We start from the raw sequence: 22582 nt of genomic DNA on the forward strand, positions 1-22582 counted from the left end.
TCGCCGGCGGGCAGCGGATGCGGATCACGGGGCGCTACGATCCCGAGGCTCCGGCGCGGCTGATCCGGGGGCTGACGGCGTGATCCCGGTGCCGGCCAACACGCGGGTGTGGCTTGCGGCCGGGGTCACGGACATGCGCAAGGGCTTTGCGGCCTTGGCCGCGCAGGCCGAGGCGGTGCTGAAGCAGGATCCGTTCGGTGGGCATCTGTTTGTCTTCCGGGGCCGGCGCGGCAATCTGGTCAAGGTGATCTGGTGGGATGGCCAGGGCGCCTGCATGTTCATGAAGCGGCTGGAGCGAGGCCGGTTTGTCTGGCCTTCCGCCACCGAGGGCAAGATCGCCCTATCGGCCGCGCAGTTGGCGATGCTGCTGGAAGGGATCGACTGGCGGGCCCCGCAGCGGACCTGGCAGCCCTTGGCGGCCGGATAAGCGACTGGTCCTAATCGTTGAGGATTCCCAGCCGGAATCCAGCCCGATAAGCTCGTCTCATGCTCGACGAGCCCGCCATCCTGCCGGAAGATCCCGAGGAGCTGCGCGCCTTCACGGCGCGGCTCCTGGCCGAGGTGAAGGCCCAGGCGATCCTGATCGAGAAGCTCCGGCACCAGCTGGCCGGGCACCGTGCGCATCGGTTCGGTGCGGCATGCCAAGTCATGGTGGGATCAAACCAGATCGTAAGCGAGCCGCGGCGCTTCAGCGCTTCATTGGAGGCTGGCCAGTTCCTGGTCTTGTAGGCGGGGGTGTGGGTCTGCTCATGCCACTCAGCTACCACGCTGGATCCACAACATGAATCCCTCACGAAATTTGTGCAACAGAGCCGTTTCCAGGGAGAAGAGCACGGTCAGCGGCGCAAGCAAGGAGTGGCGCGATCAACTCAGCCCCCGGTCATTCAAACTCCATTTCTGAAAACACCACTCCGGCATTTTTCGTGGCAAGTTCCTCGAACGTATCCATCCAGCTCCATTCGGACTGATCCACGTAATAAGCCTGCGACAGATCCCCGCCCGCATCCAGATGCTCCCCGATCTTGCCCCGCAAATCCTTGAGGTAATTAACGGTTGCGTGGCGCACGCTGGCAAGATCGGTGGGTGCCCCGTGGCCGGGAACGATGACTTCGGCCCCCAGCGGCTCCAGCCTGGTTTCGAAGGTTTCGATCCAGCACAGGGTGCAGGTGCCTTCGAAGATCGGCGGCATGCGTTCGGAAAACGCGATATCGCCCGCGATCAGCACCTTGCTGTCGGGCAGCCAGACTTGTGTGTCGCCGGGCGAATGGGCCGGGCCAAGGTGCAGCGCCTCGATCCGCGTATCGCCCATCTGGATGTCCTTGCGGTCCGTGAAGGTTTCCGTCGGCTCGACGATGGTTGTGCCTTCGGCGTTTTCCCTGGCATAGGCCTTCAGCGCCTCGAGCCCGCGCGGGCCCTCGGTGTCGACGAACTCTGCCGCCGCTTCTTCCTGTGCAAGGATGGGAACGCCCTGTGCAGCCCAATAGCTATTGCCCAGCATCGAGTGGCCCTGGCCGTTTTCGTTGATCACCAGCTTGACCGGCTGGTCGGTGATCTTGCGGATTTCGGCGTGCAGGGCCTCGGCCAGCTTCCACGACGCGCCGCCGTTGACGACCACAACCCCGTCCGATGTCACGATGAAGGACAGGTTGTTGTTATGGCCCGCGTTTTCGTAGGTGGGCGGCTGCGTCGCGCCGATCGCGCTGTAGATGCCCTCTGCCACCTTGACCGGCGCACTGTAGAGGACGGAGTCGGGATACTTATCAGGCGTATCGTCAGCCTGCGCCAGTGTCGCCTTTACCGCGACCACCATCGTGGCCGCCATTACACGTCCAAGAAGCCGCATCTTCACGCCCCCTTTCAAAGGAAAATGCCTCGCGATCGCGACGGACGCGGCCGATGCCGCCGTTGGGCAGGTGATAGCCCAGGATCATCCAGCCTTCGTCAGCCAGCCGCGCAAGCATCGCCTGACGAGTCTGCGCCGCAAGAGCGGGGTCGTGATCGGTCGCCGTTCCCAGATCGGGCCGGACGAAGCCGGCCAGCATCGTCACGAAATCGCCTGTCACGAACAGGCCCTGGTCCGAGGTGCCGATCTCGAAGGACATGTGGCCGGGCGTATGGCCGGGGGTCGCTACGGCGCGGATGCCCGGCAGCACCTCGGCCCCATCGTCAAAGCGTTCCACAAGGCCGCCGATCGCGGTCAGGCGGCGCATGGCGCCCGCGGCAAAGGACTGGCGTTCCTCGCCGATGGTGCCGATGGTCGCCGGGTCCGTCCAGTAGTCGAATTCGACCTGGCCCATCTTCAGCGCCGCATTGGGGAACAAGGGTTCGTCGAAATCATCCAGCACACCCCACAGATGATCGGGGTGTCCGTGGGTGAAGATCACGTCGGTCACATCCTCGGGCAAGACATCGAGAGCGGAGAGGGCATCGACCAGGCGCCCGGCCGTGGGCACGAAATCAGGCCCCGAGCCGACATCGAACAGCACCACGCGGTCCCCCTGGCGCAGCAGCGTGACATTCAGAGGACTGTGGACCACGGCTTGCGGGTCGATGTTCAGGCTGCTCAGAAGATCGGCCCGCTCTGCTTCGGGGATCGCCGAGAACGCGAAGTCGGGCGGGAACTCAATATGTCCGTCCGATACGCTGTCGATGCGCAGGTCACCCGTTGTCATCGTGGTCACGGCCCAGCCGCGCAAGGGGGACAGCGGCAGGGCCGCGGCCGAGATCAGCGCGGCACTGCGGGTCAGAAAAACGCGGCGGGCGATGTGCATGGCATATCCTTCCTGTCGGTGGACAACATCATTGTTCGTTCGTCATCAACGCGACAGCAGGTCCCGGACGTCGCGTCCCGAGGCAGGTCCCCCCGCCGTTGCCCATTCCAGCACGGCCAGCAAGTCATCGGCTTCGAGGACACCGGGAAGAACCGCCATTGCGGCGCGGGCAGCATCCTTTTCGGCGGGCAGGGCAGCGGGCATGAAGATCAGCGTCGGTGTCACGGTGACGCCCCACTTGGCGGCTGCACGCTTCTCGGTCAGAACCTCGCCATCCGTATCGGTCAGGTCGGTCCCGCCGAACAGATCGACCTGCACCACGTCAAATTCGTCGCGGATCAGCCGGTCGATGCGTGGATCGGTGAGAACCTCGTTGTGAAGCCGGGCGCAATAGATGCAGCCGCGCTGTTCGACGATCAGCAGCAGATGGCGGCCTGCCTCGGCCGCTTCCTGATGATCTTCGGCCAGCACCTTGAAGCTGTTCTTCAGCCAGTCCGGCTTGTGCAGCCCGTCGTCACCCAAGGGGACCGGGGCTGCGAAGGCGGGAACGGCCAGGAGCGGCAGAATGAGGCCCAGGGCAAGATGAAGTCGTGTCATCGCGTTGTTGCACTCCAATCCATGTTGTCCACCATGACTGCGGCGATCCGGTTGACGCCATCCGTGGCGATCAGGACCGCGAACAGGATCAGCATAACCCCCATGACCCGTTCGACCATTCCGAGGATCCGTTGATGGCGGGCAACCCAGGACATGAACGGCCGGGTGAAGAACGAGATGAGGACAAAGGGAAAGGTCATCGCCAGCCCATAGACCAGCAGCAGCGCGCCCCCTTGCCAAAGGCTTTCCTGCCCCGAGGCGACAAACAGGATTGCCGCCAGGGCCGGTCCTGCGCAGGGCGTCCAGCCAAAGCCGAAGGCCAATCCCATCACGTAAGCGCCTGCCAGGGTCGCCGGGTTGCCCGAGGACTGGATCCGTGCCTCGCGGTAAAGAAGCGGGATGCGGATGATGCCCAGGAAGTGCAGCCCGAACAGCCCCAGGATCGCCGCCGCCGCCCAGGACATTTCCGTTCTCCATCGGGAAAAGGCCGATCCAGCGGCTGTCGCGCCAAGGCCCAGCAAGACGAAGATCGTCGTGACCCCCAAGGAGAACACAATGGCCCCGAACACAAGCCGCCGCTGCGCATGCGGCTCCATCCCCTGCGATTCCTTGATCTCGGCAATCGACACGCCGGCAAGATAGCACAGATAGAACGGCACCATCGGCAGGATGCAAGGCGAGAGGAACGACAGCAGTCCCGCAATGGCAGCCCCGCCAAACGTGATTTCGGGCATCGGCAACCTTCCGGCAAGGTCCGGCGCGATCAAGTCGCCCGCTTGCCACCATGCTTGCATTGACAGCGTTATATCATCATATTGAAATACGTATCGGCGTCCGTCAATGCGGTTCCCCATGGTTCCCAAGCTTCACCCGGCCTGTTCCCGCCTTGCCTGCCTGTCCGCGGCCGCGATCATGCTGTGGGCGATGGCGGCCGTGGCCCATGCGGCCCCGTTCCAGCTTCTGATGTTCGAACGTGACGGATGCAGCTATTGCCGGCAGTGGAACGAGGAGATCGGTCCCGCCTATCCCAAGACGGCAGAGGGGCAGGCCGCGCCGCTGCTGCGTCTGGACGTCAAGGCTCCGCTTCCACCGGACGTGACGCTGACCGGGCGGGCGCCCGTCTTCACCCCGACCTTCGTGCTGTTGTCCGAAGGGGCAGAGGTGGGCCGGATCGAGGGCTACGCAGGCGATGAATTCTTCTGGGTCCTGCTTGCCGGCCTTCTGCGCGACGCCGGCTGGTCTGCCGAGCCCGTCACAGCCGCCACCGCTGATCCGCAGCTTCCCATGCCCATGAAACAGGAGAAATGAACGGATGACCAAGATCGCAATTCTGAGGGCCTGTGCCGGGATTCTGGTTCTTTCGCTGCCTGTCGGGCAGGCGATCGCTCAGGATGAGACGGGCGCATCCTATGTCCGCACTGTCGAGGGGGCCTTCGAGGACGTCGCCTTCGCCGTTGAACAGGCGATCACGAATGAGGGGCTGGTGATCGATCTGACCAGCCACGTGGGCGAGATGCTGGCGCGCACCAAGGAAGATGTGGGCGGTGAAAAGGATCTGTTCACGCAGGCCGATATCTTCAGCTTCTGTTCCGCCAAGGTTTCCCGCGAGGTGATGGAGGCCGATCCGGCCAACATCCAGCACTGCCCCTACAGCATCTTCGTCTATGAGACGGCGGACGAGCCGGGCAAGATCGTCGTCGGCCACCGCACTTACCCGGGCGAGACGATGCAGCCGGTCAACGAGATGCTGACCAAGCTGGTCGATGCCGGGACGGAATAGGTCCAGCAGGCTCTGCAGGCGCCGGCCCGCGAGGGTTACAGATCGTCGGACAGCAGCAGTCGCTGCAGGCCTACCCAGGCCCCGGCGGCGATTGCCATCAAGGTTACCGGGCCTGACCAGACCAGCAGGGCGGTGGCGGTCAGTCCCTGGCCAATGGTGCAGCCCATTGCGATGACCCCGCCAATGCCCATCATGATCGCGCCCCCCAACTGGCGGCCCAGTTCGCGCGGATCGTCGCAGGCTTCCCAGCGGAAGCTGCGTCGCCACAGCGACCCCGCCGCGGCACCGGCAAGCGTGCCGCACACCAGCCCCACCGAGAAGGAGGGCAGCGTCCCTGTCGCGGTCATCAGATACAGGATCGTCCGCCCCACCGGCGCGGTGTAGGACGGGCCTTCGATCAGCACGGCGTCCATGCCATGGCGGGAAACCTGCGTGGTGCCGATAAAGGCAAGGACCACGGAGAATCCCACGCCCGCTGCGCAGATCACCGTCACGGCCGACTGGCGCACCCGAGGATGGCGCAATCCCACCGCTATCAGGACAAGGCCAAGGGCCGTGGCCAGCCAGGCAGGCTCAAGACCGCTCAGGGCCGCGAAGGCCTCGCCCATTCCAGATCGCCCCGATTGTTCCGCCTGGGGGAAAACGAAGACCCGCAGCGGCGCCAGCGGCCCTGCAAGCGTCGCGTAGGTGGCAATGCCCAGAACCACCACGATCAGCACCGACCGAATGTCGCCGTCGCCCGCCCGGACCAATGCACCGAAACCGCAGTTGCCTGCCATTGCCATGCCATAGCCAAACAGCAGACCGCCTGCGATACTCGCCAACGGGTTCCAGACAAAGCTGTGATACAGGCTGCGGCCGACGTCGATCAGACCTGCGGCATCGGCCAGATGGGTCGACAGGATGGCCACGCCAAGGGCAAGGCTCCAGATATGGATCCGGCGGTAGTCCCGGCCGATGAGGGCGGTTTCCAGGGCGCCCAAGGTGCAGAAATCGCCCAACCGCGCGCAAAGGCCCAGAAGCATTCCGACGCCCAGCCCGACGGCTCCGGCCTGCAACCCTGCCGCAATGGCCGCCGTCATGACAGCGTCAGTCAAAGGTTTCGACGATCTTCACCGCCGAAGATCCGCGCATAGCAGATCAGCAGTTCGCCGATGCGCGGGTCCTTGAGCGAATAGAAGATCGTCTTCCCTTCCCGCCGTGCCGTGACCAGCCCCTCGATCCTCAGTCGTGCAAGCTGCTGGCTGACAGCGGACTGCCGCGCGTCCAGCATCCCTTCAAGCTCTCCGACGCTCTTGGGGCCCTGCGCCAGATGGCAGAGGATGAGAAACCGCCCTTCGTGTCCCAAGGCCTTGAAGACGTTAGCGGCCTCCTCGATCGCGGCAGAGCGCGCCGTGGGATCTGCCTGCGCAGGGGATGGGCTGGAAAGCATGGCGTCCATTCTGCCGAACAGCAGTTTTCCCAGGCCCGAGCGCGCGAGGCTGTCCGATCCGCTCATTGATGTCCTTCGTCCGCAATCCGGCCCCTTGGCCGATGTTTCGTCAGATATTCACTTATTGCAATATAAGCGTTGCTTCCTGGATCAAAGACCCTAGAGTGAAGGATGCGTGAGGTCGCAAGGGAGTGTGGCTTCCGCGCCTTTGGGGGAGGGCAGATGCAGAAAATCCTGGTGCTGACAGTTGTGGCAGCCAGCCTTAGCGCTGCAGCAATGGCAGAGACTCTGCCGAATGACGTGTCTTGGGCCGAAGATGGGTCGGTTTCCGAATCCCTGACGGGCAAACCGGGTAATCCTGATGAGGGCATGGTCATCATGACGACGAATGCCCTGGGCAATTGCGTCGCATGCCATGCCATTGCGGCAATGCCTGACGTGCCGTTCCAGGGCAACATCGGCCCGCAACTGGACGGCGCTGCCGACCGCTGGACCGAGGCGCAGCTGCGCGGGATCGTGGTCGATGCCAAGCGCACCTTCCCGGAATCCTTCATGCCCGGCATGTACAAGGTGGGGCCGTTCATTCGCCCCGGAATCGCCTACACCGCCAAGCCGCCCGAAAAGCCCGAGGACATCCAGCCCATCCTGTCAGCCCAGCAGGTCGAGGATGTCGTGGCCTATCTGATGACGCTCAAGGAATGAAACAAGCCCCGTGCCACAGGGGGCGACGGGAATGCGACAAGGAAGGAAGGACAACATGCTGATTTCACGACGAGGAGTTCTGGCTGCAAGCGCCGGGCTGGCCGGGCTGGCCATGCTCCCGATCGCCGTGCGGGCTCAGGATGCGGCGGCGGCACCCGTCCGGACGGCCGATGAGATGATCGCCGAGTTCACCGGCGGCGCCGATGTTGCCGAAGGTGACGGCGTCAGGTTAACCGCGCCCGAGATCGCCGAGAACGGCAACACGGTCCCGATCTCGGTCGAGGCGCCGGGGGCCGCTGAAATCCTGCTGATCGCTTCGGAGAATCCCACGCCGGGGGTGGCCAAGTTCACGTTCGGCCCGCTGGCGGCCAATCAGGCCGCGGCCACGCGCATCCGTCTGGCCAAGACGCAGGACGTTATAGCCATCGCGAAGATGGCGGATGGCAGCTTCGTGCGCACGGCCGCGAATGTGAAGGTCACCATCGGCGGTTGCGGCGGCTGATACAGGAAGAAGGAACAGGATTATGGCAGAAAACGTCCGACCGCGCGTCCGTGTCCCGAAACCGCGTCCAAGGACGAGGTCATCACGATCAAGACGCTGATCTCGCATCCGATGGAGTCGGGCCAGCGCAAGGACAAGGACGGCAATACCATCCCGCGGTCGATCATCAATCGCTTCACCGCAGAATTCAACGGCCAGCTGGTGCTGGACACCACGCTTGAACCGGCGATCAGCACCAACCCTTATCTCGAATTCGATGCCAAGGTGCCGGAGACCGGGGAATTCAAGTTCACGTGGTACGACGATGATGGGTCGGTCTACGAGGACGCCCACAAGGTGGAAGTGTCCTGATACCCGGGCCCAAGCCCGATCTGCCTGCGACCATGGAGGGTGGGGCAGTCTGACATCGCCAGGGAGGAAATACGGCAAGATGAAGCTGCAACATACTGTGAAGGCCGTGGCGGTTCTGGCGGCAACACTTGCCCTGACGGCCGCCCAGGCGGATCCCGTCCAGGACGACCAGCTGGTCATCAATGGCGAGGAGGAACTGGCCACGCAGGCCCCGGCGCCCGATCATCTGGAAGGTGCGTTGGGGGACACGGTCTATTCGGGCTGGCTGTTCCGCGACACCGACACCCGCGCGATGCAGAAGGACGATTTCGACAATCCGATGTTCCTGTTCGTCGATGCCGGCCTCGAGGCGTGGAGCACGCCCGAGGGCACCGCCGACAAGTCCTGCGCCGATTGCCACAACGACATCGAGGAAAGCATGAAGGGCCTGCGGGCCCAGATGCCCAAGGTGAACGACAAGGGCGAGCTTTGGTCGCTGGAAAACTACGTCAACGACTGCCGCACCAACCGCATGGGCGCCGAGGCCTGGGGATGGAACAGCCAGGAGATGAAGAACATGACCGCCGCCATTGGCGTGCAGTCGCGGGGAATGCCGGTCGCGGTCAAGATCGATGGCGAGGCCGCGCCTTTCTGGGAGAAGGGCAAGGAGATGTACTACACGCGCTACGGCCAGTTGGAGATGTCCTGCGCCAATTGCCACGAGGACAATTTCGGGAACTACATCCGCTCGGACCATCTGAGCCAAGGGCAGATCAACGGATTTCCGTTGTATCGCCTGAAGGATCAGGGTGCCGTGTCCATACACCAGCGGTTCGTCGGCTGCGTCCGCGACACGCGCGGGGTCCCGTTTGAAGCCGGCAGTCAGGAGTTCCGGGAACTGGAACTCTATGTCGCTTCGCGCGGGAACGGTCTGGCTGTCGAAACTCCGGCTGTCCGTCACTGAACAGGCCGCGGCACAGGGCCGCGGTCGATCAAGCACGAACATTATGTGCAATTATTCGAATATGATGAGGTGACTGTGGCATCGCGCAGGGAATTTCTTCAGGCCGGTCTGGCAACCTCGGCGATCCTTGCCGGGCTGGGCATGTCCAGCTGGTCGCGGGCCATGGCCCAGCAGGCGCTGACGCAGGACCAGTTGCTGCAGTTCGACGACTTTGGCAACCTGACGCTGATCCATGTCACGGATGCGCATGCCCATCTGCGGCCGGTCTGGTTTCGGGAACCCGATACCAACATCGGCGTGGGCGAGGCTGCGGGGCGCGTCCCGCATGTCGTGGGCGAGACCTTCCAGAAGATGTTCGGCATCGCGCCGGGCAGCCCCGAGGCCTATGCGCTGACCTATCCCGACTTCGAGGCTCTGGCGAAAACCTATGGCCGGATGGGCGGCTTCGACCGCATCGCCACCATCGTGAAGGCCATCCGCGGCAGCCGCCCGGATGCCATCCTGCTGGACGGCGGGGATACCTGGCACGGCAGCTATACCAGCCTCAAGACTCGGGGCGAGGACATGGTCCGGGTCCAGAACCTGCTGGGCGTCGAAGCGATGTCCAGCCACTGGGAGTTCACCTTCGGCACCGAGCGTGTCCAGGAGTTGATCGAGCAGTGCAACTTTCCGTTCCTGGGCGCCAACATCTATGATGTGGAATGGGACGAGCCCGCGTTCGAGCCCTACAAGATCATCCAGAAGGGCGATCTGGCCGTTGGCGTGATCGGACAGGCCTTTCCCTATCTTCCGATTGCCAACCCGAAATGGATGTTCCCCGAATACAGCTTCGGCATCCGCGAGGAGCGCATGCAGGAGGTCGTCGACGAGTTGCGCGCCCAGAACGTCGATCTGGTCGTCTGCCTGTCGCACAACGGTTTCGACGTCGATCACAAGATGGCGGGCCGGGTGAAGGGCATCGACGTGATCCTGTCGGGCCATACCCACGACGCCGTCCCCGAGCCGGTGCTGGTGGGCGAGACGATCATCATCGCATCGGGCAGCCACGGCAAGTTCGTCAGCCGCGTCGATCTGGACGTGCAGGGCGGCCGGATGGCGGGCTTCCGCCACAAGCTGATCCCGGTCTTTTCCGACGTGATCGCCCCCGACCCCGAGATGGCCTCGCTGATCGAGGAGGTCCGCGCGCCCTACAAGGCCGACCTCGATACGGTGATCGGGCAGACCGACAGGCTGCTCTACCGGCGGGGCAATTTCAACGGCACCTGGGACGACCTGATCTGCCGCGCCATCCTGGAAGAGCGCGATGCCGAGATCGCCCTGTCGCCCGGTGTCCGCTGGGGGCATCGGTCCTGCCGGGCGACATCACCCGCGAGGATATCCATTCGGTCACCTCGATGACCTATGGCCAATGCTATCGGACGGAAATGACCGGCGAGACGCTGAAGACCGTCATGGAGGATGTGGCCGACAACATCTTCAACCCCGACCCCTATTACCAGCAGGGCGGGGACATGGTCCGCGTGGGCGGTCTGGCCTACACGATCGACCCGACCGCGCCCATGGGCAGCCGCATCACCGATCTTCGTCTGATCGCCGAGGACGCCCCCATCGACCCCGCCCGCAGCTATGTGATCGGCGGCTGGGCTTCCATCAACGAAGGCACCGAAGGGCCGCAGATCTGGGACGTGGTCGAGGGCCACATTCGCAAGGCAGGGGCGCGCAGCAGGACGCGCCGGTTTCAAGCATTACCGTCAAGGGACTATGAAGGAGTTGGTTCGCATGACCGTCAGACCGGGAACGACCAGCCGCCGCGGCTTCTTGCGCGCCGGACTGGCCGCCAGCGTCGCTCTGCCGGCCGCCGTGTCGGCCGCGCGTGGGCAGGGTACGCCGGATCCGCTCATCACCGAGGTGCAGGACTGGGCCCGCTACAGCGGCGATGGCGTGGACGCCACGCCTTACGGGCTGCCCATCCGTTTCGAATCCGACGTGATCCGCCGCAACGTGGCCTGGCTGACGGCGGACACCATCAGCTCGGTCAACTTCACGCCGATCCATCAGTTGGACGGCACGATCACCCCCGCCGGCTGCGCCTTCGAGCGTCACCATTCCGGGGCGATCGAACTGGCCAAGCCGGACTACCGCCTGATGATCAACGGGCTAGTGGACCGCGAACTGGTCTTCACCTACGAGGACCTGGAGCGTTTTCCCCGCAGCCAAGGCGTCTATTTTTGCGAATGCGCGGCCAATACCGGCATGGAATGGGCCGGCGCGCAGCTGAACGGGTCGCAGTTCACGCACGGCATGATCCACAACATGGAATATGTCGGCGTTCCCCTGAAGACCCTGCTGGCCGAGGCAGGCGTCAAGCCCGAGGGCAAGTGGATCTATGTGGAAGGGTCGGACGCCGCGTCGAACGGCCGCTCGATCCCGATCGAGAAGGCGATGGACGATGTCATGGTTGCCTTCAAGGCCAACGGAGAGGCTCTGCGCAAGGAGCACGGCTATCCTGCGCGGCTGGTCGTGCCGGGCTGGGAAGGCAACCTGTGGGTCAAGTGGCTGCGCCGCATCGAAGTGACGGACGGACCCGTCGAGAGCCGCGAGGAAACGTCGAAATACACCGACACCCTGGCCAACGGGATCTCGCGGAAGTGGACCTGGGTGATGGATGCGAAATCGGTCGTGACGGCGCCCAGCCCGCAGGTCGGCATCAAGCACGGGCCGGGACCTTTGGTCATCACCGGGCTGGCCTGGTCCGGGCGCGGGGCGATCACCCGCGTGGACGTATCGGTCGATGGCGGCAAGAACTGGACCCCGGCACGGCTGGCCCAGCCGGGGGTGCCCAAGGCGATGACACGCTTCTACCTGGACCATGTCTGGGACGGCGAGGAGATGCTGCTGCAATCGCGCGCCGTGGACGAGACGGGTTACGTCCAGCCGACCAAGAACGCGCTGCGCGAAATCAGGGGCGAGAACTCGATTTACCACAACAACGGTATCCAGACCTGGTGGATCAAGAAAGACGGAAGCGCGGAAAATGTCGAAATTTCGTAAAGCAGCCGCCCTGCTGATCATCCTGGCCGCAGGTTCCGCTGCAGCCGAGACGCAGGTCGCACCGTCCAATGCGGCGCCTTCGTCGGCCCAGCCCCTTGGCTTGGGGCGGCCGGCGTTGCCCGAGGAGGTTGCGGCATGGAATCTGGACGTCAGCCCCGACGGCACCGGCCTGCCCGAAGGCTCGGGTGACGTGATGACGGGCGAGGAGATCTATCTGGAGCAATGCGCGGCCTGTCATGGCGACTTCGCCGAAGGGCTGGACAACTGGCCCTCTCTGTCCGGGGGCGAAGGCACGCTGGACCGGGAAGACCCCGAGAAGACCATCGGCAGTTACTGGCCCTATCTGTCGACCGTCTGGGATTACGTTCACCGCTCGATGCCGTTCGGCAATGCGCAGATCCTGACGCCGGACGATACCTACGCGATCACGGCCTATCTGCTCTATTCCAACGGCCTGGTCGAAGATGATTTCGTTCTGTCCAAGGAAAACTTCACCGAAGTCCAGATGCCCAATGCCGACGGTTTCATCGTGGATGATCGGCCAGAAGCCGAATATTCCATCTTTTCCGCGGAACCTTGCATGGAGAACTGCAAGGAAAGCGTCGAGATCACCATGCACGCCTCGGTGCTGGACGTGACCCCCGGGGGCGAGGACGAGGCGGCTGAAGGCGGATCGGAAGACGCTCCTGCCGAGGCCAGCATCGACTGACAGGGGCGGGCGCCTCTCCCTGGTGCCTGCGGCTCAGTCGCGGTCCGCGATCAGGCGGATCGTTCCATGAAAACCACCAGACAGGAAGAACGATGACCTATCTTTCATGCCTCGCCATTCCGGCGGCCTTTCTTGCCATGGCCGGAGCAGCTCTTGCCGCCGATCACCAGGTTCAGATGCTGAACAAGGGGGAAAAGGGGCCAATGGTCTTCGAGCCGGCCTTCGTTCGTGCCGAACCCGGTGACACCGTGACCTTCGTCCCCACGGACAAAAGCCACAACGTCGAATCCATCGCCGAAATCCTGCCCGAGGGGGTGGAGAAGTTCAAAAGCAAGGTAAACGACGAATTCGTCCTGACGGTGACAGAGCCTGGGCTCTATGGCGTCAAGTGCACGCCGCATTTCCCCATGGGCATGGTGGGCTTGATCCAGGTCGGCGATGAAGCAGCCAACATCGAGGCCGCCAAATCCGCCAAGATGTCGAAAAAGGCGCGGGAACGGATGGACGAAGCCATCGCGCAGATCGAATGACGGCCTGAAAACTTCGGTGACCGGAAAAAGCGGGCGGAAGCAATCCGCCCCGCGCATTCTTCCGGCGTTTCTGGTGAGGCAAGGGCTTAGGGTCAGGACCCATAAACCTGTTTGAGGTTGCGCGGGCTACATGATTCAAGCTCCCAAAGATGGGGGCATGAGATGAGCGAGCACTTCTGGCTGACCGAGGCGCAGATGGATCGGTTGCGGCCGTTCTTTCCGAGATCCCGAGGCAAGCCGCGCGTGGATGACCGGCGGGTGTTGAGCGGCATCATCTACGTCAAGAAGAATGGGCTGCAGTGGAAGGACGCTCCTGGCGTCTACGGGCCGCCGAAGACGCTCTACAACCGGTTCGTACGCTGGTCGCGCCTGGGTGTGTTTGCCCGGATCTTTGTCGAGCTTGCACGCCCGGGGCCGGATGGCGATGTCATCATGATCGACAGCACGCACCTCAAGGCTCACCGGACGGCGGCAAGCCTCTCAAAAGGGGGACTCGGCCGCGGGCCATCGGGCGGACCAAAGGCGGCCTGAACTCGAAGCTGCATATGATCTGCGACGGGCTGGGGCGGCCGCTGACCTTCTTCCTGTCACCCGGACAGATGAGCGACGCCAAAGGTGCGCTGGCCCTGCTGCGTGATCTGCCTCCCGCCAGGACGCTGTTGGCCGACAAAGGCTATGACGCCGACTGGTTCCGTCAGGCGCTTGAGGACAGGGGGATCGCAGCTTGCATCCCGGCCCGGCGTGGGCGCCGAAACCCTGCCAGCCACGACCGCAAGCTCTACAGGCAGCGCCACCGGATCGAGAACCTCTTTGCCCGTCTCAAGGACTGGCGCCGCATCGCGACCCGCTATGACAGATGCGGCGAGCTCTTCCTCTCCGCCATCTGCATCGCCGCAACCGTCATGTTCTGGTTGTGAGGTCCTGACCCTAGGCGGAAGCGCTGCGCGGGCCTGTCGGGTTCGTGATCCTTGTGTCCTGCCTTGCCAATGTGGTCCAGGCGTCGAACTGGGACAGGAAGACCTTTCCGTTCAGGTGGTCCAGGAAGTGGGTCTTCTTCAGACGGTCCATGACGGGACCCTTCACCTCGGACAGGTGCAGCCCGATGCCCAGGTCCTTCAGGCGGTGGTTGATCGCCTCGAGGCTTTCGAGCGCGGAATAGTCGATCTCGTTCATGGCCGAACACATCAGCACCACATGCCGGACCGCCGGCCGCTCGGCGATCCGGTCCTGGATCAGATCCTCGAGGAAGCGGGCGTTCACGAAGTACAGGCTTTCGTCGACGCGCAGGGTCAGCAGCGCGGGGTCGGTTGTCACCTCGTGCCGCAGCACGTTGCGGAAATGGTTGGTGCCCGGCACCAGCCCGACCTCGGCGACGTGGGGCCTCGAGGTCTTGTAGAGATGCAGGCCCACCGACAGGATCACGCCCGAGGCGATGCCGGCCTCGACGCCCCAGGCCAGGGTCAGCACGATCGTGGTGACGACGGCGGCGAAATCGGCGCGCGAATAGCGCAGCGTCCGGGGAAGGATCGCCAGATCGACAAGGCTCAGCACCGCCACGATGATGGTGGCGGCCAGGGTCGCGGTGGGCAGGAAATGGATCAGCGGGGTCAGCAGCAGCGCGGCGATGGCCAGGCCTGCGGCGGTAAACAGGCCTGCAGCCGGCGTTTCGGCCCCCGCATCGAAGTTCACGACCGAGCGGGCAAAGCCGCCGGTGACGGGATAGCCGCCGGTGAAGGCCGCTCCCAGGTTGGCCATGCCCAGGCCGATCAGTTCCTGATCAGGGTCGATGCGCTGGCGGCGCCTTGCAGCCAGGGTTTGCGCGATCGAGATGGATTCGACGAAGCCGATGATCGAGATCAGCATGGCCGGCGCGACCAGTTGCCGGATCAGATCCGGGGTGAAGGGCGGCATCGTCAAGGGCGGCAGGCCCTGCGGCACCGTGCCGACAACGGCGATGCCCCGATCGGCCAGGCCAAAGGCCCAGACCGCCAGCGTGGTGACCAGGACGGCCGCGACGGGACCGGATTTTGCCCCGATGTCGGCCAGCAAGGGTCCGGCCCCCATCCGCCGCAGGAACGGCTTCAGGCCGCGCCGGCCCCAGAACAGGAAGGCCATCGACAGAACGCCGATCGTCAGGGTGATCGGGTTCGTCTGCCCCAGGTGGGCCAGGATGGCGGGGATCATCTCGACCAGGGTATGGCCGCCCGCCTCGACGCCCAGGACATGCCTCACCTGGCTGGTCGCGATCAGGATGCCCGAGGCGGTGATGAAGCCCGCGATGACCGGGTGGCTGAGAAAGCTGGCCAGAAAGCCCAGCCGAAGCACCCCGAGCGCCAGCAGGAACAGCCCCGACAGCGCCGCCAGCGTCAGCGCCGCCGCCGCGTATCCCGCCGTGCCCTGCTGCGCGACCTGACCGACGGCCGCGGCGGTCATCAGCGACACGACCGCCACGGGGCCTACGGCCAGCGTCCGCGAGGTGCCGAAGACCGCATAGAGGACAAGGGGCGCGATCGAGGCATAGATCCCGGCCTCGGGCGGCAGGCCGGCCAGCAGCGCGTAGGCCAGCGACTGCGGGATCAGCATGATCGTCACAATCACCGCGGCCACCGCGTCGCTGGTCAGGGCGTGCCGGTCATAGGCCCGTCCCCAGTGCAGGACGGGCAGGATGCGCGCCAGCCCTCTGCACGGCTCATGTCTCGGCGGGAAGGCCCCTGGCCTTCTTCTGCGGCGCGGGAAAGCGGTTCACGGGGATCTTCAGGTAGCTGTGGCCGTCGTCCTCGGGGGCGGGCAGGCGGCCGCCGCGCAGGTTGACCTGCAGCGCGGCCAGGATCCGGTCGGGCAGGGGCAGGGTGGCGTCGCGGGTGTCGCGCAGGGCGATCCAGTCCTCGCGTCGGGTGCCGTCCTTGACGTGGCGGTTCGCGGCGCGATGCTGGGCCACGGTTGCCTCCCACTGGGGCTCGTCACGGTCGTCGGTGCCGTAGTCGTGGCCCACGAACAGGCGGGTGTCCTGCGGCAGGGCCAGGATCGCCTGGATCAGATCCCACAGCTGTTCCGTGTCGCCGCCGGGAAAGTCGGCGCGCGAGGTGCCCACATCGGGCTGCATCAGCGTGTCGTGGACGAAGGCCGCGTCGCCGCAGAGATAGGTGATCGATCCCAGCGTGTGACCGGGCGAGAGCATCACCCGCACCTCCAGGTTGCCGATGCGGAAGGTCTCGCCGGCGGCGAACAGGCGGTCGAAGTCGCGCGCCGGATCGAAAGCCTCGGGCAGGTTGTAAAGCCCCGCCCAGAGGCGGGCGATGTCATGGACCTTGTCGCCAATGGCGGTGGGCGCTCCCGTGCGCTCCTTCAGATGCGCCGAAGCCATCACGTGGTCGGCATGGGGATGGGTGTCCAGCACCCATTCGACCGTCAGCCCGTTCTGCTGTACCAGATCAAGCACCTGATCCATGCTCTCGGTCGAGAAGCGGTAGTTCTTCGGATCGAGGTTCCAGACCACGTCGATCAGCGCCGCCTTCTTCGTCGCCGGATCGGCGCAGACATACTGGATCGATCCGGTGTCGGGCTCGTAGATGCCCCAGACATCGGGGCTGCCGGGACCGGTCGAGGGGGAATGGCGGACGACCCGCTCCGTCAGTTTGGAGGTGCTCACGACGTTGCTCCTTTGCCTTGCAGAAAGCCCCCTGCCTTGACCCGGGCGCCCAGCCACAGGCCCGCCAGCATCGCGGGCAGGAAGATCAGCGTGCCCGGCGCCAAGAGCGGCAGGGCGGTGAAGGCCGGGCCGGGGCAGAAGCCGCCGATCCCCCAGCCGATGCCGAACAGCGCCGCCCCCGTCAGCAGGGGCCGGTCGATGGCGCGGTTCTTCGGGATGTCGAAGGTCGGGTTCAGGACCGGCGCGGTGCGCCGCCAGACCAGGCGGTAGCCGATGAAGGCGGTCAGCGTGGCCCCGCCCATCACGAAGGCCAGGCTGGGGTCCCAGGTTCCAGCCAGATCCAGGAAGTTCAGCACCTTGGCAGGGTTGGCCATGCCCGAGATCACCAGCCCCAGCCCGAAGACCAGGCCCGACAGAAAGCCCCACAGCACCCGCATCACGCACCTCCCAGGATGTGGCGCAGCACGAAGACGGTGGCAAAGCCCGCCGCCATGAAGGTCGCGACCGCCGCCAGCGACCGGCCCGACAGCCGCGCCAATCCGCAGACCCCGTGCCCCGAGGTGCAGCCCGAGCCGAGCGCCGTGCCCGTGCCCACCAGCAGCCCGGCCAGGGCCATGCCGCGCAGGTTCCCGGGCACCGCCTGCGCCACCGTTCCGCCCAAGGCCATCACCGCCAGCGGCGCGGCGACCAATCCCGCCAGGAAGGCCCACCGCCAGTCGCGGTCCCCCGGCGCGCCAGGCAGCGCCAGTGCCCCCTGCGCGATGCCGGCGATCCCCACGATGCGGCCGAACAGTCCCATCACCATCACCGCGCTCAGCCCGATCAGCACGCCGCCCAGCAGCGATGCCAAAGGCGTGAACGCCGTCTCGACCCCGATCTCCATCAGTGTTCTCCTTCGTCAAGGCCGCTTGCCGCAGCCGCCGTCATGGCCTATATATTAATCATGCCTAAATCAGTCAATACTAATATAATGGAACTGGAGAAAGCGACCCATGCCCTGCAGGAGCGTGCCGATCACGTGGCCGGGCGGCTGGCGCTTGTCGCCAACGCCAAGCGCCTGCTGATCCTGTGCGAGCTGACCAAGGGCGAACAGCTCGGTCGGTGCGCTGCAGCAGGCCGTGGGGCTCAGCCAGTCGGCGCTCAGCCAGCACCTGGCCAAGCTGCGCGAGGCCCGGATGGTGGACACCCGCCGCGAAAGCCAGACCATCTTCTACCGCATCAGCGACCCCGATCTGGAGGTGCTGATGGCCGCGCTTCACGACGCCTTCTGCAAGAATCTGTGATTCAGCGGAGCCTTTCGGCCCCGCCTGCCGGGTTGCCAGATGATCCGGACTTGGGTGCCAACCGGGCACAGGCCGAACAGCTCCTCGATCTTCTCGTTGTGAAGGCCGATGCATCCCTCCGAGGACAGCCGGCCGATCTTGCGCGTGTCATGGGTGCCGTGGATCAGGTAGGCCGGCCAGGACAGATACGTGGCGTGCGTGCCCAAGGGCGTTGATTTCCACCCAGAACTGAGCCGGTATTTCCATCGAGAAATGAGCCACCTCTGAGTATGGATGTCGGCTCAGGTTAGGGTCAACCCGCCTTACCCTTTTCCGATATCCATCCTGGCGACGATTGGGCATCCACCGCGCCACAGACAGGTTGTATTTACCCTGGGCCGGACGGGATGAACTGCATGAATGACGATTGCTATGTGTGTCTGGATGGAAAAGAGTGGTGCCTGCGGGCCTGCAGACAAGCGCAGGCTTTTGGAGGGAGATACTTATGACCAATCTGACCAGGGGCGCATGTCGCGCCGTCGCCTTGGCCGCCTGTATGGCAATAGTGCCGTTTTCACTGCAGGCGCGGGAATTCATCAACGTTCTGACCGGCGGCACCTCGGGCGTCTATTATCCCATGGGAGCGGCGCTGGCTGACATTTATGCCAGGAACATCGAGGACGCGCGCACCCAGGTGCAGGCGACCAAGGCCTCGGTCGAGAATCTGAACCTGCTGCAGCAAGGCAAGGGAGAGATCGGCTTCGCTCTGGGCGACTCGGTCGAGATGGCAGTCGAGGGCAACGCCGAAGCCGGGTTCGCCGCACCTTTGGACAAGTTGCGCGCCATCGGCGCAGTTTATCCGAACTATATCCAGATTGTTGCCTCGAAGGACTCGGGTATCAAGACGCTGGCAGATCTCAAGGGCAAGCGGCTTTCGGTCGGTGCCGCCAAATCGGGAACCGAGTTGAACGCCCGGGCCATCCTTGAGGCGGCGGGCATGTCGTATGACGATCTGGAGAAGGTCGAGTATCTGCCTTTCGCCGAGTCCGTGGAACTGATGAAGAACCGGCAGCTTGATGCCACGCTGCAGTCCGCGGGTCTTGGCGTTGCGTCGTTGAAGGACCTTGCGACCTCGATCCCGATCCAGGTGGTGACGGTGCCCGAGGAGGTTTCGGCCAAGCTGGGCTCGGCCTACATACCCGCGGTGATCCCAGCAGGCACCTATGACGGGCAGGAGGCCGACGTACCCAGCGTGTCGGTCATCAATATCCTTGTTACACATGAGGATGTTTCCGACGAAACGGCCTATCAGATGACCAAGCTGATCTACGAAAACCTTGAGACCCTCAAGGCAGCCCATTCCGCAGCCAACGATATCGACCCCGCCAAGGCTACCGGAGATCTGCCTCTGCCGCTGCATCCTGGTGCCGAGCGGTATTATCGCGAAGCCGGGATCCTGCAGTGATCATGCGCCCCTGAAATTCTATATCCCGGCGTGCATAGCGCCGGGGCCTTCTTCTTTCCCGAGGCCCCGATGTCCCGCTCCACCGTTTCCGAACATTCCGATCCCGAGGGTCAGGTTGATCTGGGCCTGCACGATCCCTTGGCCGACAGCTTTCCGCATACCCTTCAGGGTCGGCTGCTGTTCTGGATCGCGGTCGCCTTTTCATTGTTCCAGATTGCCACTGCGGCACATGTGGTCGATTTCGCCAGTCAGGTCGTGCGCGCGGTGCACGTCGCGTTCCTGCTGCTGCTGACCTTTCCGCTGCTGGCGCTGGCACGCAGGCGCGGCCCGGCAATCGTTGCGCTGGCATGGGCTCTTGCGGTCGGAGGCGTCGCGGTCGCCGCTTATCAGTCCTGGCAATATACCGAACTGCTACTGCGGGCGGGCACCCCGAACCGCATGGATCTGGTGATGGGCGTCATCAGCATCGCTACGGTGTTCCTTGCCGCATGGTGGCTGATGGGTCCGGCCTTGCCGATCATTGCGGGGCTGTTTCTCGCCTATTGCTTCTTTGGGCAGTACATGCCGGGGATGCTCCAGACCCGCGGCTATGACTTCGGCCAGGTGATCGAACACATGGCCTATGGGACCGAGGGGATCTACGGCATCCCGATCTATGTCAGCTCGACCTACATCTTCCTGTTCATCCTGTTCGGCGCGTTCCTTGAGAAGGCCGGGATGATCAAGCTGTTCACCGATGTTTCCTTGGGGCTGGTCGGTCATCTGCTTGGTGGACCCGCCAAGGTCTCGGTGATCAGCTCGGCAATGATGGGAACGATCTCCGGCTCGGGCGTGGCCAACGTCGTCACTACCGGCCAGTTCACGATCCCGCTGATGAAGCGCTTCGGCTACCGTCCGGCCTTTGCCGGGGGTGTCGAGGCCACAGCATCGATGGGCGGACAGCTGATGCCGCCGGTCATGGGTGCGGTTGCCTTCATCATGGCCGAAACGCTGGGCATCGCCTATGTCGAGGTCGTCAAGGCGGCTCTGATCCCGGCGATCCTGTACTTCGGCGCGGCATTCTGGATGACGCATCTGGAAGCTGGGCGCAAAGGCCTGTTCGGCATGAAGAAGGACGAACTTCCCAGCGTCCGCGCGGCCTTCCGGGTCGGATGGTATCTGCTGCTGCCGCTGGCCGTACTCGTTTGGCTGCTGTTTTCGGGCTATACGCCACTTTACGCCGGCACCGTCGGCCTGGCCCTGACCGTCGTGCTGATCCTGGCCGGCTCGATCATCTTCGGCCTGCCCGAAGGGGTCATCCGCACGATCATGTGGGTCGGGCTGGGGCTGCTGATGGCGGGATTGTTCAGCCTGGGCCTCAGCACCGCGATCCGCTGGGTCGGCTTTACCGTGCTCGCGCTGCTGGCATTGAACGCGGTATCCGGAAACGGCCGGACGACGATATCGAGCGTGATCGAAGCCCTCGCCGAAGGCGCCAAGACGGCGCTGCCGGTCGGGGTCGCCTGCGCGCTGGTCGGTATCGTGATCGGCACCATGACGCTGACCGGGCTGGCGACCACCTTCGGCAGCTTCATCGTCCAGATCGGTTCGGGCAACCTGTTCCTGTCGCTGGTCCTGACGATGATCACCTGCATCGTGCTGGGCATGGGGATTCCCACGATCCCGAACTACATCATCACCTCGTCCATCGCCGGGGCAGCGTTGCTGGAACTGGGCGTGCCGCTGGTCGTCAGCCATATGTTCGTGTTCTATTTCGGCATCCTGGCCGACCTGACCCCACCCGTGGCACTGGCATGCTTTGCCGCCGCACCCATTGCACGCGAAAGCGGCCTGAAGATCAGCATGGAAGCGATCAAGATCGCTGCGGCCGGCTTTGTCGTGCCGTTCATGTCAGTTTATGCCCCCGAACTGATGATGCAGGACGGCGGCCAGATGACCGGTGTCATCGGTTTCTGGCCGGCTGTGGCACTGATCGTCGTCAAGGCGATCGTGGCTATCGCCCTTTGGGGTGTCGCGGTGATCGGCTGGCTGGGCCGCGATCTTGGCGTATTCGAGCGGCTTCTGGCCGTCGCGGCCGCCTTTACACTGGTCGTGGCGGTCCCGATCACCGATGTGATCGGCGCGGCGCTTGTCGCCATCTTCGCCGCAGTGTGGTTCATCCGCCGCCCGCGCGCTGCGGCATGAGCGGCTGTCTGCTGGTCGGCACAGTCGCGCTTGCCGTCAGCCACGGTTTCACGCTGAGCTGGACCCATTCAGTCGAGCGCACCGAATGGATTGAAGAGTGGGAAATCCTGAACGGTCACCTGCATCTGACGCAGGCGGCCGTTCGTGGTTCGGGTGCCGGGATGGAGCCGGGCGCAGACGCAGTGCTGATGGACAACTGGTGGGTATGGTCGCCGGATGTTTCCGTCAAGACGCTGTTGCTGGCGGCATCCGGTGCTACTGGGGAAGGCTGGAAGCTTTGCACGGATAATGGCTGCCGATTGGTCGGAGCAACCCCGGCGCGCCGCTGCTGCTCAAAGCCTGCCCAGGCGAAGAGTTGGAGTAAGGCGGCTCCCCCGGCATGGGACATGTCCGCGCCTTCATGGCTGGTGCCAAGTCGATGCGGCACATGGACCTCTTCGGGTTTGTCGGAGGCCAAACTCGATCAGATGCGCGGCCGTGGTTTTGGCTTCCTGGGCAGCGTAAAGGTTGGTTTGTCTTAAGGTCGGTCCCGGCTCCTGTGCGATCCGGGAGCCGCTCTCCGGCACCTCACACATGCCGGAGAGCGGCGGGGGACGGGTCGAAAGGTGGAGGTTCCCAAGGACCGGTCAGAAGTTGGATCGCCCCCGCCTTTCG

The 22582-nt window shown here is 64.3% G+C and carries 23 protein-coding genes and 6 pseudogenes; 17 read left to right on the top strand and 12 right to left on the bottom strand.

Features of this window, described 5'->3' with window-relative positions; all coding sequences use genetic code 11:
- Positions 1–79 precede the first annotated feature (79 nt).
- Positions 80–427 (top strand): IS66 family insertion sequence element accessory protein TnpB, encoded by a 348-nt coding sequence (tnpB, locus tag ACZ1HC_RS16805; RefSeq protein WP_472701166.1) that lies wholly within the window; start codon positions 80–82, stop codon positions 425–427.
- Between the two features lie 202 nt (positions 428–629).
- Here tnpB and ACZ1HC_RS16810 read toward each other — a convergent pair.
- From ACZ1HC_RS16810 to ACZ1HC_RS16830, 5 genes and pseudogenes are all read right to left on the bottom strand, one after another.
- A pseudogene (locus tag ACZ1HC_RS16810) lies at positions 630–751 on the bottom strand (IS5/IS1182 family transposase); the annotation flags it as partial.
- Between the two features lie 129 nt (positions 752–880).
- Complete coding sequence (locus tag ACZ1HC_RS16815) at positions 881–1810, bottom strand: MBL fold metallo-hydrolase (protein ID WP_472701118.1); 930 nt, start codon at positions 1808–1810, stop codon at positions 881–883.
- Positions 1773–2771, bottom strand: a complete 999-nt coding sequence (locus ACZ1HC_RS16820; RefSeq protein ID WP_472701119.1) for an MBL fold metallo-hydrolase — start codon at positions 2769–2771, stop codon at positions 1773–1775. The genes ACZ1HC_RS16815 and ACZ1HC_RS16820 overlap by 38 nt, the downstream gene beginning before the upstream one ends.
- 45 nt (positions 2772–2816) lie before the next feature.
- Entirely contained in the window at positions 2817–3368 is a 552-nt protein-coding gene (locus tag ACZ1HC_RS16825; RefSeq protein WP_472701120.1) for a thioredoxin family protein, read from the bottom strand.
- On the bottom strand, positions 3365–4102 hold the full coding sequence (locus tag ACZ1HC_RS16830; RefSeq protein ID WP_472701167.1) for a cytochrome c biogenesis CcdA family protein: 738 nt from the start codon (positions 4100–4102) through the stop codon (positions 3365–3367). Before ACZ1HC_RS16830 ends, ACZ1HC_RS16825 begins: the two co-directional genes overlap by 4 nt.
- A 118-nt stretch (positions 4103–4220) precedes the next feature.
- Between ACZ1HC_RS16830 and ACZ1HC_RS16835 the strand changes: the two genes are divergently transcribed.
- Positions 4221–4676, top strand: a complete 456-nt coding sequence (locus ACZ1HC_RS16835; RefSeq protein ID WP_472701121.1) for a hypothetical protein — start codon at positions 4221–4223, stop codon at positions 4674–4676.
- 4 nt (positions 4677–4680) lie between these two features.
- Positions 4681–5148 carry a DUF302 domain-containing protein gene (locus tag ACZ1HC_RS16840; protein ID WP_472701122.1) on the top strand — a complete coding sequence of 156 codons (468 nt, stop codon included), beginning with the start codon at positions 4681–4683 and terminating at the stop codon, positions 5146–5148.
- Positions 5149–5183: 35 nt separating this feature from the next.
- Here the strand turns inward: ACZ1HC_RS16840 and ACZ1HC_RS16845 are convergent, their stop codons facing one another.
- The gene (locus tag ACZ1HC_RS16845) at positions 5184–6173 is read right to left on the bottom strand and encodes a YeeE/YedE family protein (protein ID WP_472701123.1); all 990 of its coding nucleotides are present in this window, start codon (positions 6171–6173) and stop codon (positions 5184–5186) included.
- Positions 6174–6241: 68 nt separating this feature from the next.
- Positions 6242–6646, bottom strand: a complete 405-nt coding sequence (locus tag ACZ1HC_RS16850; RefSeq protein ID WP_472701124.1) for an ArsR/SmtB family transcription factor — start codon at positions 6644–6646, stop codon at positions 6242–6244.
- Positions 6647–6802: 156 nt separating this feature from the next.
- Here ACZ1HC_RS16850 and soxX point away from each other — a divergent pair, with 156 nt between their 5' ends.
- The 10 genes and pseudogenes from soxX (at position 6803) to ACZ1HC_RS16900 (ending at position 14285) form a co-directional block, all read left to right on the top strand.
- Positions 6803–7282, top strand: coding sequence for a sulfur oxidation c-type cytochrome SoxX (soxX, locus tag ACZ1HC_RS16855; RefSeq protein ID WP_472701125.1), 480 nt, complete (start codon positions 6803–6805; stop codon positions 7280–7282).
- A gap of 55 nt (positions 7283–7337) precedes the next feature.
- On the top strand, positions 7338–7784 hold the full coding sequence (gene soxY, locus ACZ1HC_RS16860) for a thiosulfate oxidation carrier protein SoxY (protein WP_472701126.1): 447 nt from the start codon (positions 7338–7340) through the stop codon (positions 7782–7784).
- A gap of 22 nt (positions 7785–7806) precedes the next feature.
- A pseudogene (soxZ, locus tag ACZ1HC_RS16865) lies at positions 7807–8135 on the top strand (thiosulfate oxidation carrier complex protein SoxZ).
- Positions 8136–8214: 79 nt separating this feature from the next.
- Positions 8215–9078 (top strand): sulfur oxidation c-type cytochrome SoxA, encoded by an 864-nt coding sequence (soxA, locus tag ACZ1HC_RS16870; RefSeq protein ID WP_472701127.1) that lies wholly within the window; start codon positions 8215–8217, stop codon positions 9076–9078.
- Between the two features lie 75 nt (positions 9079–9153).
- Positions 9154–10793, top strand: a pseudogene (gene soxB / locus ACZ1HC_RS16875) (thiosulfohydrolase SoxB); the annotation flags it as partial.
- A gap of 64 nt (positions 10794–10857) precedes the next feature.
- Positions 10858–12129 (top strand): sulfite dehydrogenase, encoded by a 1272-nt coding sequence (gene soxC / locus ACZ1HC_RS16880; RefSeq protein WP_472701128.1) that lies wholly within the window; start codon positions 10858–10860, stop codon positions 12127–12129.
- A pseudogene (locus ACZ1HC_RS16885) lies at positions 12113–12829 on the top strand (c-type cytochrome); the annotation flags it as partial. The gene soxC and the pseudogene ACZ1HC_RS16885, both read left to right, overlap by 17 nt.
- Before the next feature lie 101 nt (positions 12830–12930).
- Entirely contained in the window at positions 12931–13368 is a 438-nt protein-coding gene (locus ACZ1HC_RS16890; RefSeq protein WP_472701129.1) for a pseudoazurin, read from the top strand.
- A gap of 195 nt (positions 13369–13563) precedes the next feature.
- A pseudogene (locus ACZ1HC_RS16895) lies at positions 13564–13701 on the top strand (transposase); the annotation flags it as partial.
- The gene (locus ACZ1HC_RS16900) at positions 13668–14285 is read left to right on the top strand and encodes an IS5 family transposase (RefSeq protein ID WP_298948992.1); all 618 of its coding nucleotides are present in this window, start codon (positions 13668–13670) and stop codon (positions 14283–14285) included. The pseudogene ACZ1HC_RS16895 and the gene ACZ1HC_RS16900, both read left to right, overlap by 34 nt.
- A 10-nt stretch (positions 14286–14295) precedes the next feature.
- On the opposite strand, the gene ACZ1HC_RS16905 is transcribed toward ACZ1HC_RS16900, so the two are convergent.
- The 4 genes from ACZ1HC_RS16905 to ACZ1HC_RS16920 are packed head-to-tail and all read right to left on the bottom strand — an operon-like array spanning position 14296 to position 17900.
- Positions 14296–16044, bottom strand: coding sequence for a SulP family inorganic anion transporter (locus ACZ1HC_RS16905; RefSeq protein ID WP_472701168.1), 1749 nt, complete (start codon positions 16042–16044; stop codon positions 14296–14298).
- Positions 16045–16057: 13 nt separating this feature from the next.
- Positions 16058–17017: an MBL fold metallo-hydrolase gene (locus ACZ1HC_RS16910; RefSeq protein ID WP_472701130.1), complete on the bottom strand. Its 960-nt coding sequence runs from the start codon at positions 17015–17017 to the stop codon at positions 16058–16060.
- Positions 17014–17454 carry a DUF6691 family protein gene (locus ACZ1HC_RS16915; protein WP_472701131.1) on the bottom strand — a complete coding sequence of 147 codons (441 nt, stop codon included), beginning with the start codon at positions 17452–17454 and terminating at the stop codon, positions 17014–17016. The genes ACZ1HC_RS16910 and ACZ1HC_RS16915 overlap by 4 nt, the downstream gene beginning before the upstream one ends.
- Positions 17454–17900 carry a YeeE/YedE family protein gene (locus ACZ1HC_RS16920; protein ID WP_472701132.1) on the bottom strand — a complete coding sequence of 149 codons (447 nt, stop codon included), beginning with the start codon at positions 17898–17900 and terminating at the stop codon, positions 17454–17456. The genes ACZ1HC_RS16915 and ACZ1HC_RS16920 overlap by 1 nt, the downstream gene beginning before the upstream one ends.
- A gap of 235 nt (positions 17901–18135) precedes the next feature.
- On the opposite strand from ACZ1HC_RS16920, the gene ACZ1HC_RS16925 reads away from it, so the two are divergent.
- Complete coding sequence (locus ACZ1HC_RS16925; RefSeq protein ID WP_472701133.1) at positions 18136–18300, top strand: ArsR/SmtB family transcription factor; 165 nt, start codon at positions 18136–18138, stop codon at positions 18298–18300.
- Between the two features lie 38 nt (positions 18301–18338).
- On the opposite strand, the pseudogene ACZ1HC_RS16930 reads toward ACZ1HC_RS16925, so the two are convergent.
- A pseudogene (locus ACZ1HC_RS16930) lies at positions 18339–18509 on the bottom strand (L,D-transpeptidase); the annotation flags it as partial.
- Positions 18510–18784: 275 nt separating this feature from the next.
- Here ACZ1HC_RS16930 and ACZ1HC_RS16935 point away from each other — a divergent pair.
- From ACZ1HC_RS16935 to ACZ1HC_RS16945, 3 genes are all read left to right on the top strand, one after another.
- The gene (locus tag ACZ1HC_RS16935; protein WP_472701134.1) at positions 18785–19744 is read left to right on the top strand and encodes a TAXI family TRAP transporter solute-binding subunit; all 960 of its coding nucleotides are present in this window, start codon (positions 18785–18787) and stop codon (positions 19742–19744) included.
- A 69-nt stretch (positions 19745–19813) separates the two neighbouring features.
- Positions 19814–21928 carry a TRAP transporter permease gene (locus tag ACZ1HC_RS16940; RefSeq protein ID WP_472701135.1) on the top strand — a complete coding sequence of 705 codons (2115 nt, stop codon included), beginning with the start codon at positions 19814–19816 and terminating at the stop codon, positions 21926–21928.
- Positions 21925–22449, top strand: a complete 525-nt coding sequence (locus tag ACZ1HC_RS16945; RefSeq protein ID WP_472701136.1) for a DUF1850 domain-containing protein — start codon at positions 21925–21927, stop codon at positions 22447–22449. The genes ACZ1HC_RS16940 and ACZ1HC_RS16945 overlap by 4 nt, the downstream gene beginning before the upstream one ends.
- The last annotated feature ends 133 nt before the right edge of the window (positions 22450–22582 follow it).

It is taken from the genome of Paracoccus sp. BR5-17 (genome assembly GCF_055693925.1).

What these genes read in the sequence shown, in the direction of transcription:
- ACZ1HC_RS16835 (WP_472701121.1), top strand. Translation starts at nt 4,221, where the DNA reads ATGGTTCCCAAGCTTCACCCGGCCTGTTCCCGCCTTGCCTGCCTGTCC.
- ACZ1HC_RS16940 (WP_472701135.1), top strand. Translation starts at nt 19,814, where the DNA reads ATGTCCCGCTCCACCGTTTCCGAACATTCCGATCCCGAGGGTCAGGTT.
- ACZ1HC_RS16890 (WP_472701129.1), top strand. Translation starts at nt 12,931, where the DNA reads ATGACCTATCTTTCATGCCTCGCCATTCCGGCGGCCTTTCTTGCCATG.
- ACZ1HC_RS16825 (WP_472701120.1), bottom strand. Translation starts at nt 3,368, where the DNA reads ATGACACGACTTCATCTTGCCCTGGGCCTCATTCTGCCGCTCCTGGCC.
- ACZ1HC_RS16945 (WP_472701136.1), top strand. Translation starts at nt 21,925, where the DNA reads ATGAGCGGCTGTCTGCTGGTCGGCACAGTCGCGCTTGCCGTCAGCCAC.
- ACZ1HC_RS16830 (WP_472701167.1), bottom strand. Translation starts at nt 4,102, where the DNA reads ATGCCCGAAATCACGTTTGGCGGGGCTGCCATTGCGGGACTGCTGTCG.
- ACZ1HC_RS16935 (WP_472701134.1), top strand. Translation starts at nt 18,785, where the DNA reads ATGACCAATCTGACCAGGGGCGCATGTCGCGCCGTCGCCTTGGCCGCC.
- ACZ1HC_RS16845 (WP_472701123.1), bottom strand. Translation starts at nt 6,173, where the DNA reads ATGCTTCTGGGCCTTTGCGCGCGGTTGGGCGATTTCTGCACCTTGGGC.
- ACZ1HC_RS16850 (WP_472701124.1), bottom strand. Translation starts at nt 6,646, where the DNA reads ATGAGCGGATCGGACAGCCTCGCGCGCTCGGGCCTGGGAAAACTGCTG.
- ACZ1HC_RS16815 (WP_472701118.1), bottom strand. Translation starts at nt 1,810, where the DNA reads ATGGTGGTCGCGGTAAAGGCGACACTGGCGCAGGCTGACGATACGCCT.
- soxY (WP_472701126.1), top strand. Translation starts at nt 7,338, where the DNA reads ATGCTGATTTCACGACGAGGAGTTCTGGCTGCAAGCGCCGGGCTGGCC.
- soxA (WP_472701127.1), top strand. Translation starts at nt 8,215, where the DNA reads ATGAAGCTGCAACATACTGTGAAGGCCGTGGCGGTTCTGGCGGCAACA.
- soxX (WP_472701125.1), top strand. Translation starts at nt 6,803, where the DNA reads ATGCAGAAAATCCTGGTGCTGACAGTTGTGGCAGCCAGCCTTAGCGCT.
- ACZ1HC_RS16920 (WP_472701132.1), bottom strand. Translation starts at nt 17,900, where the DNA reads ATGGAGATCGGGGTCGAGACGGCGTTCACGCCTTTGGCATCGCTGCTG.
- ACZ1HC_RS16915 (WP_472701131.1), bottom strand. Translation starts at nt 17,454, where the DNA reads ATGCGGGTGCTGTGGGGCTTTCTGTCGGGCCTGGTCTTCGGGCTGGGG.
- ACZ1HC_RS16840 (WP_472701122.1), top strand. Translation starts at nt 4,681, where the DNA reads ATGACCAAGATCGCAATTCTGAGGGCCTGTGCCGGGATTCTGGTTCTT.
- ACZ1HC_RS16820 (WP_472701119.1), bottom strand. Translation starts at nt 2,771, where the DNA reads ATGCACATCGCCCGCCGCGTTTTTCTGACCCGCAGTGCCGCGCTGATC.
- soxC (WP_472701128.1), top strand. Translation starts at nt 10,858, where the DNA reads ATGACCGTCAGACCGGGAACGACCAGCCGCCGCGGCTTCTTGCGCGCC.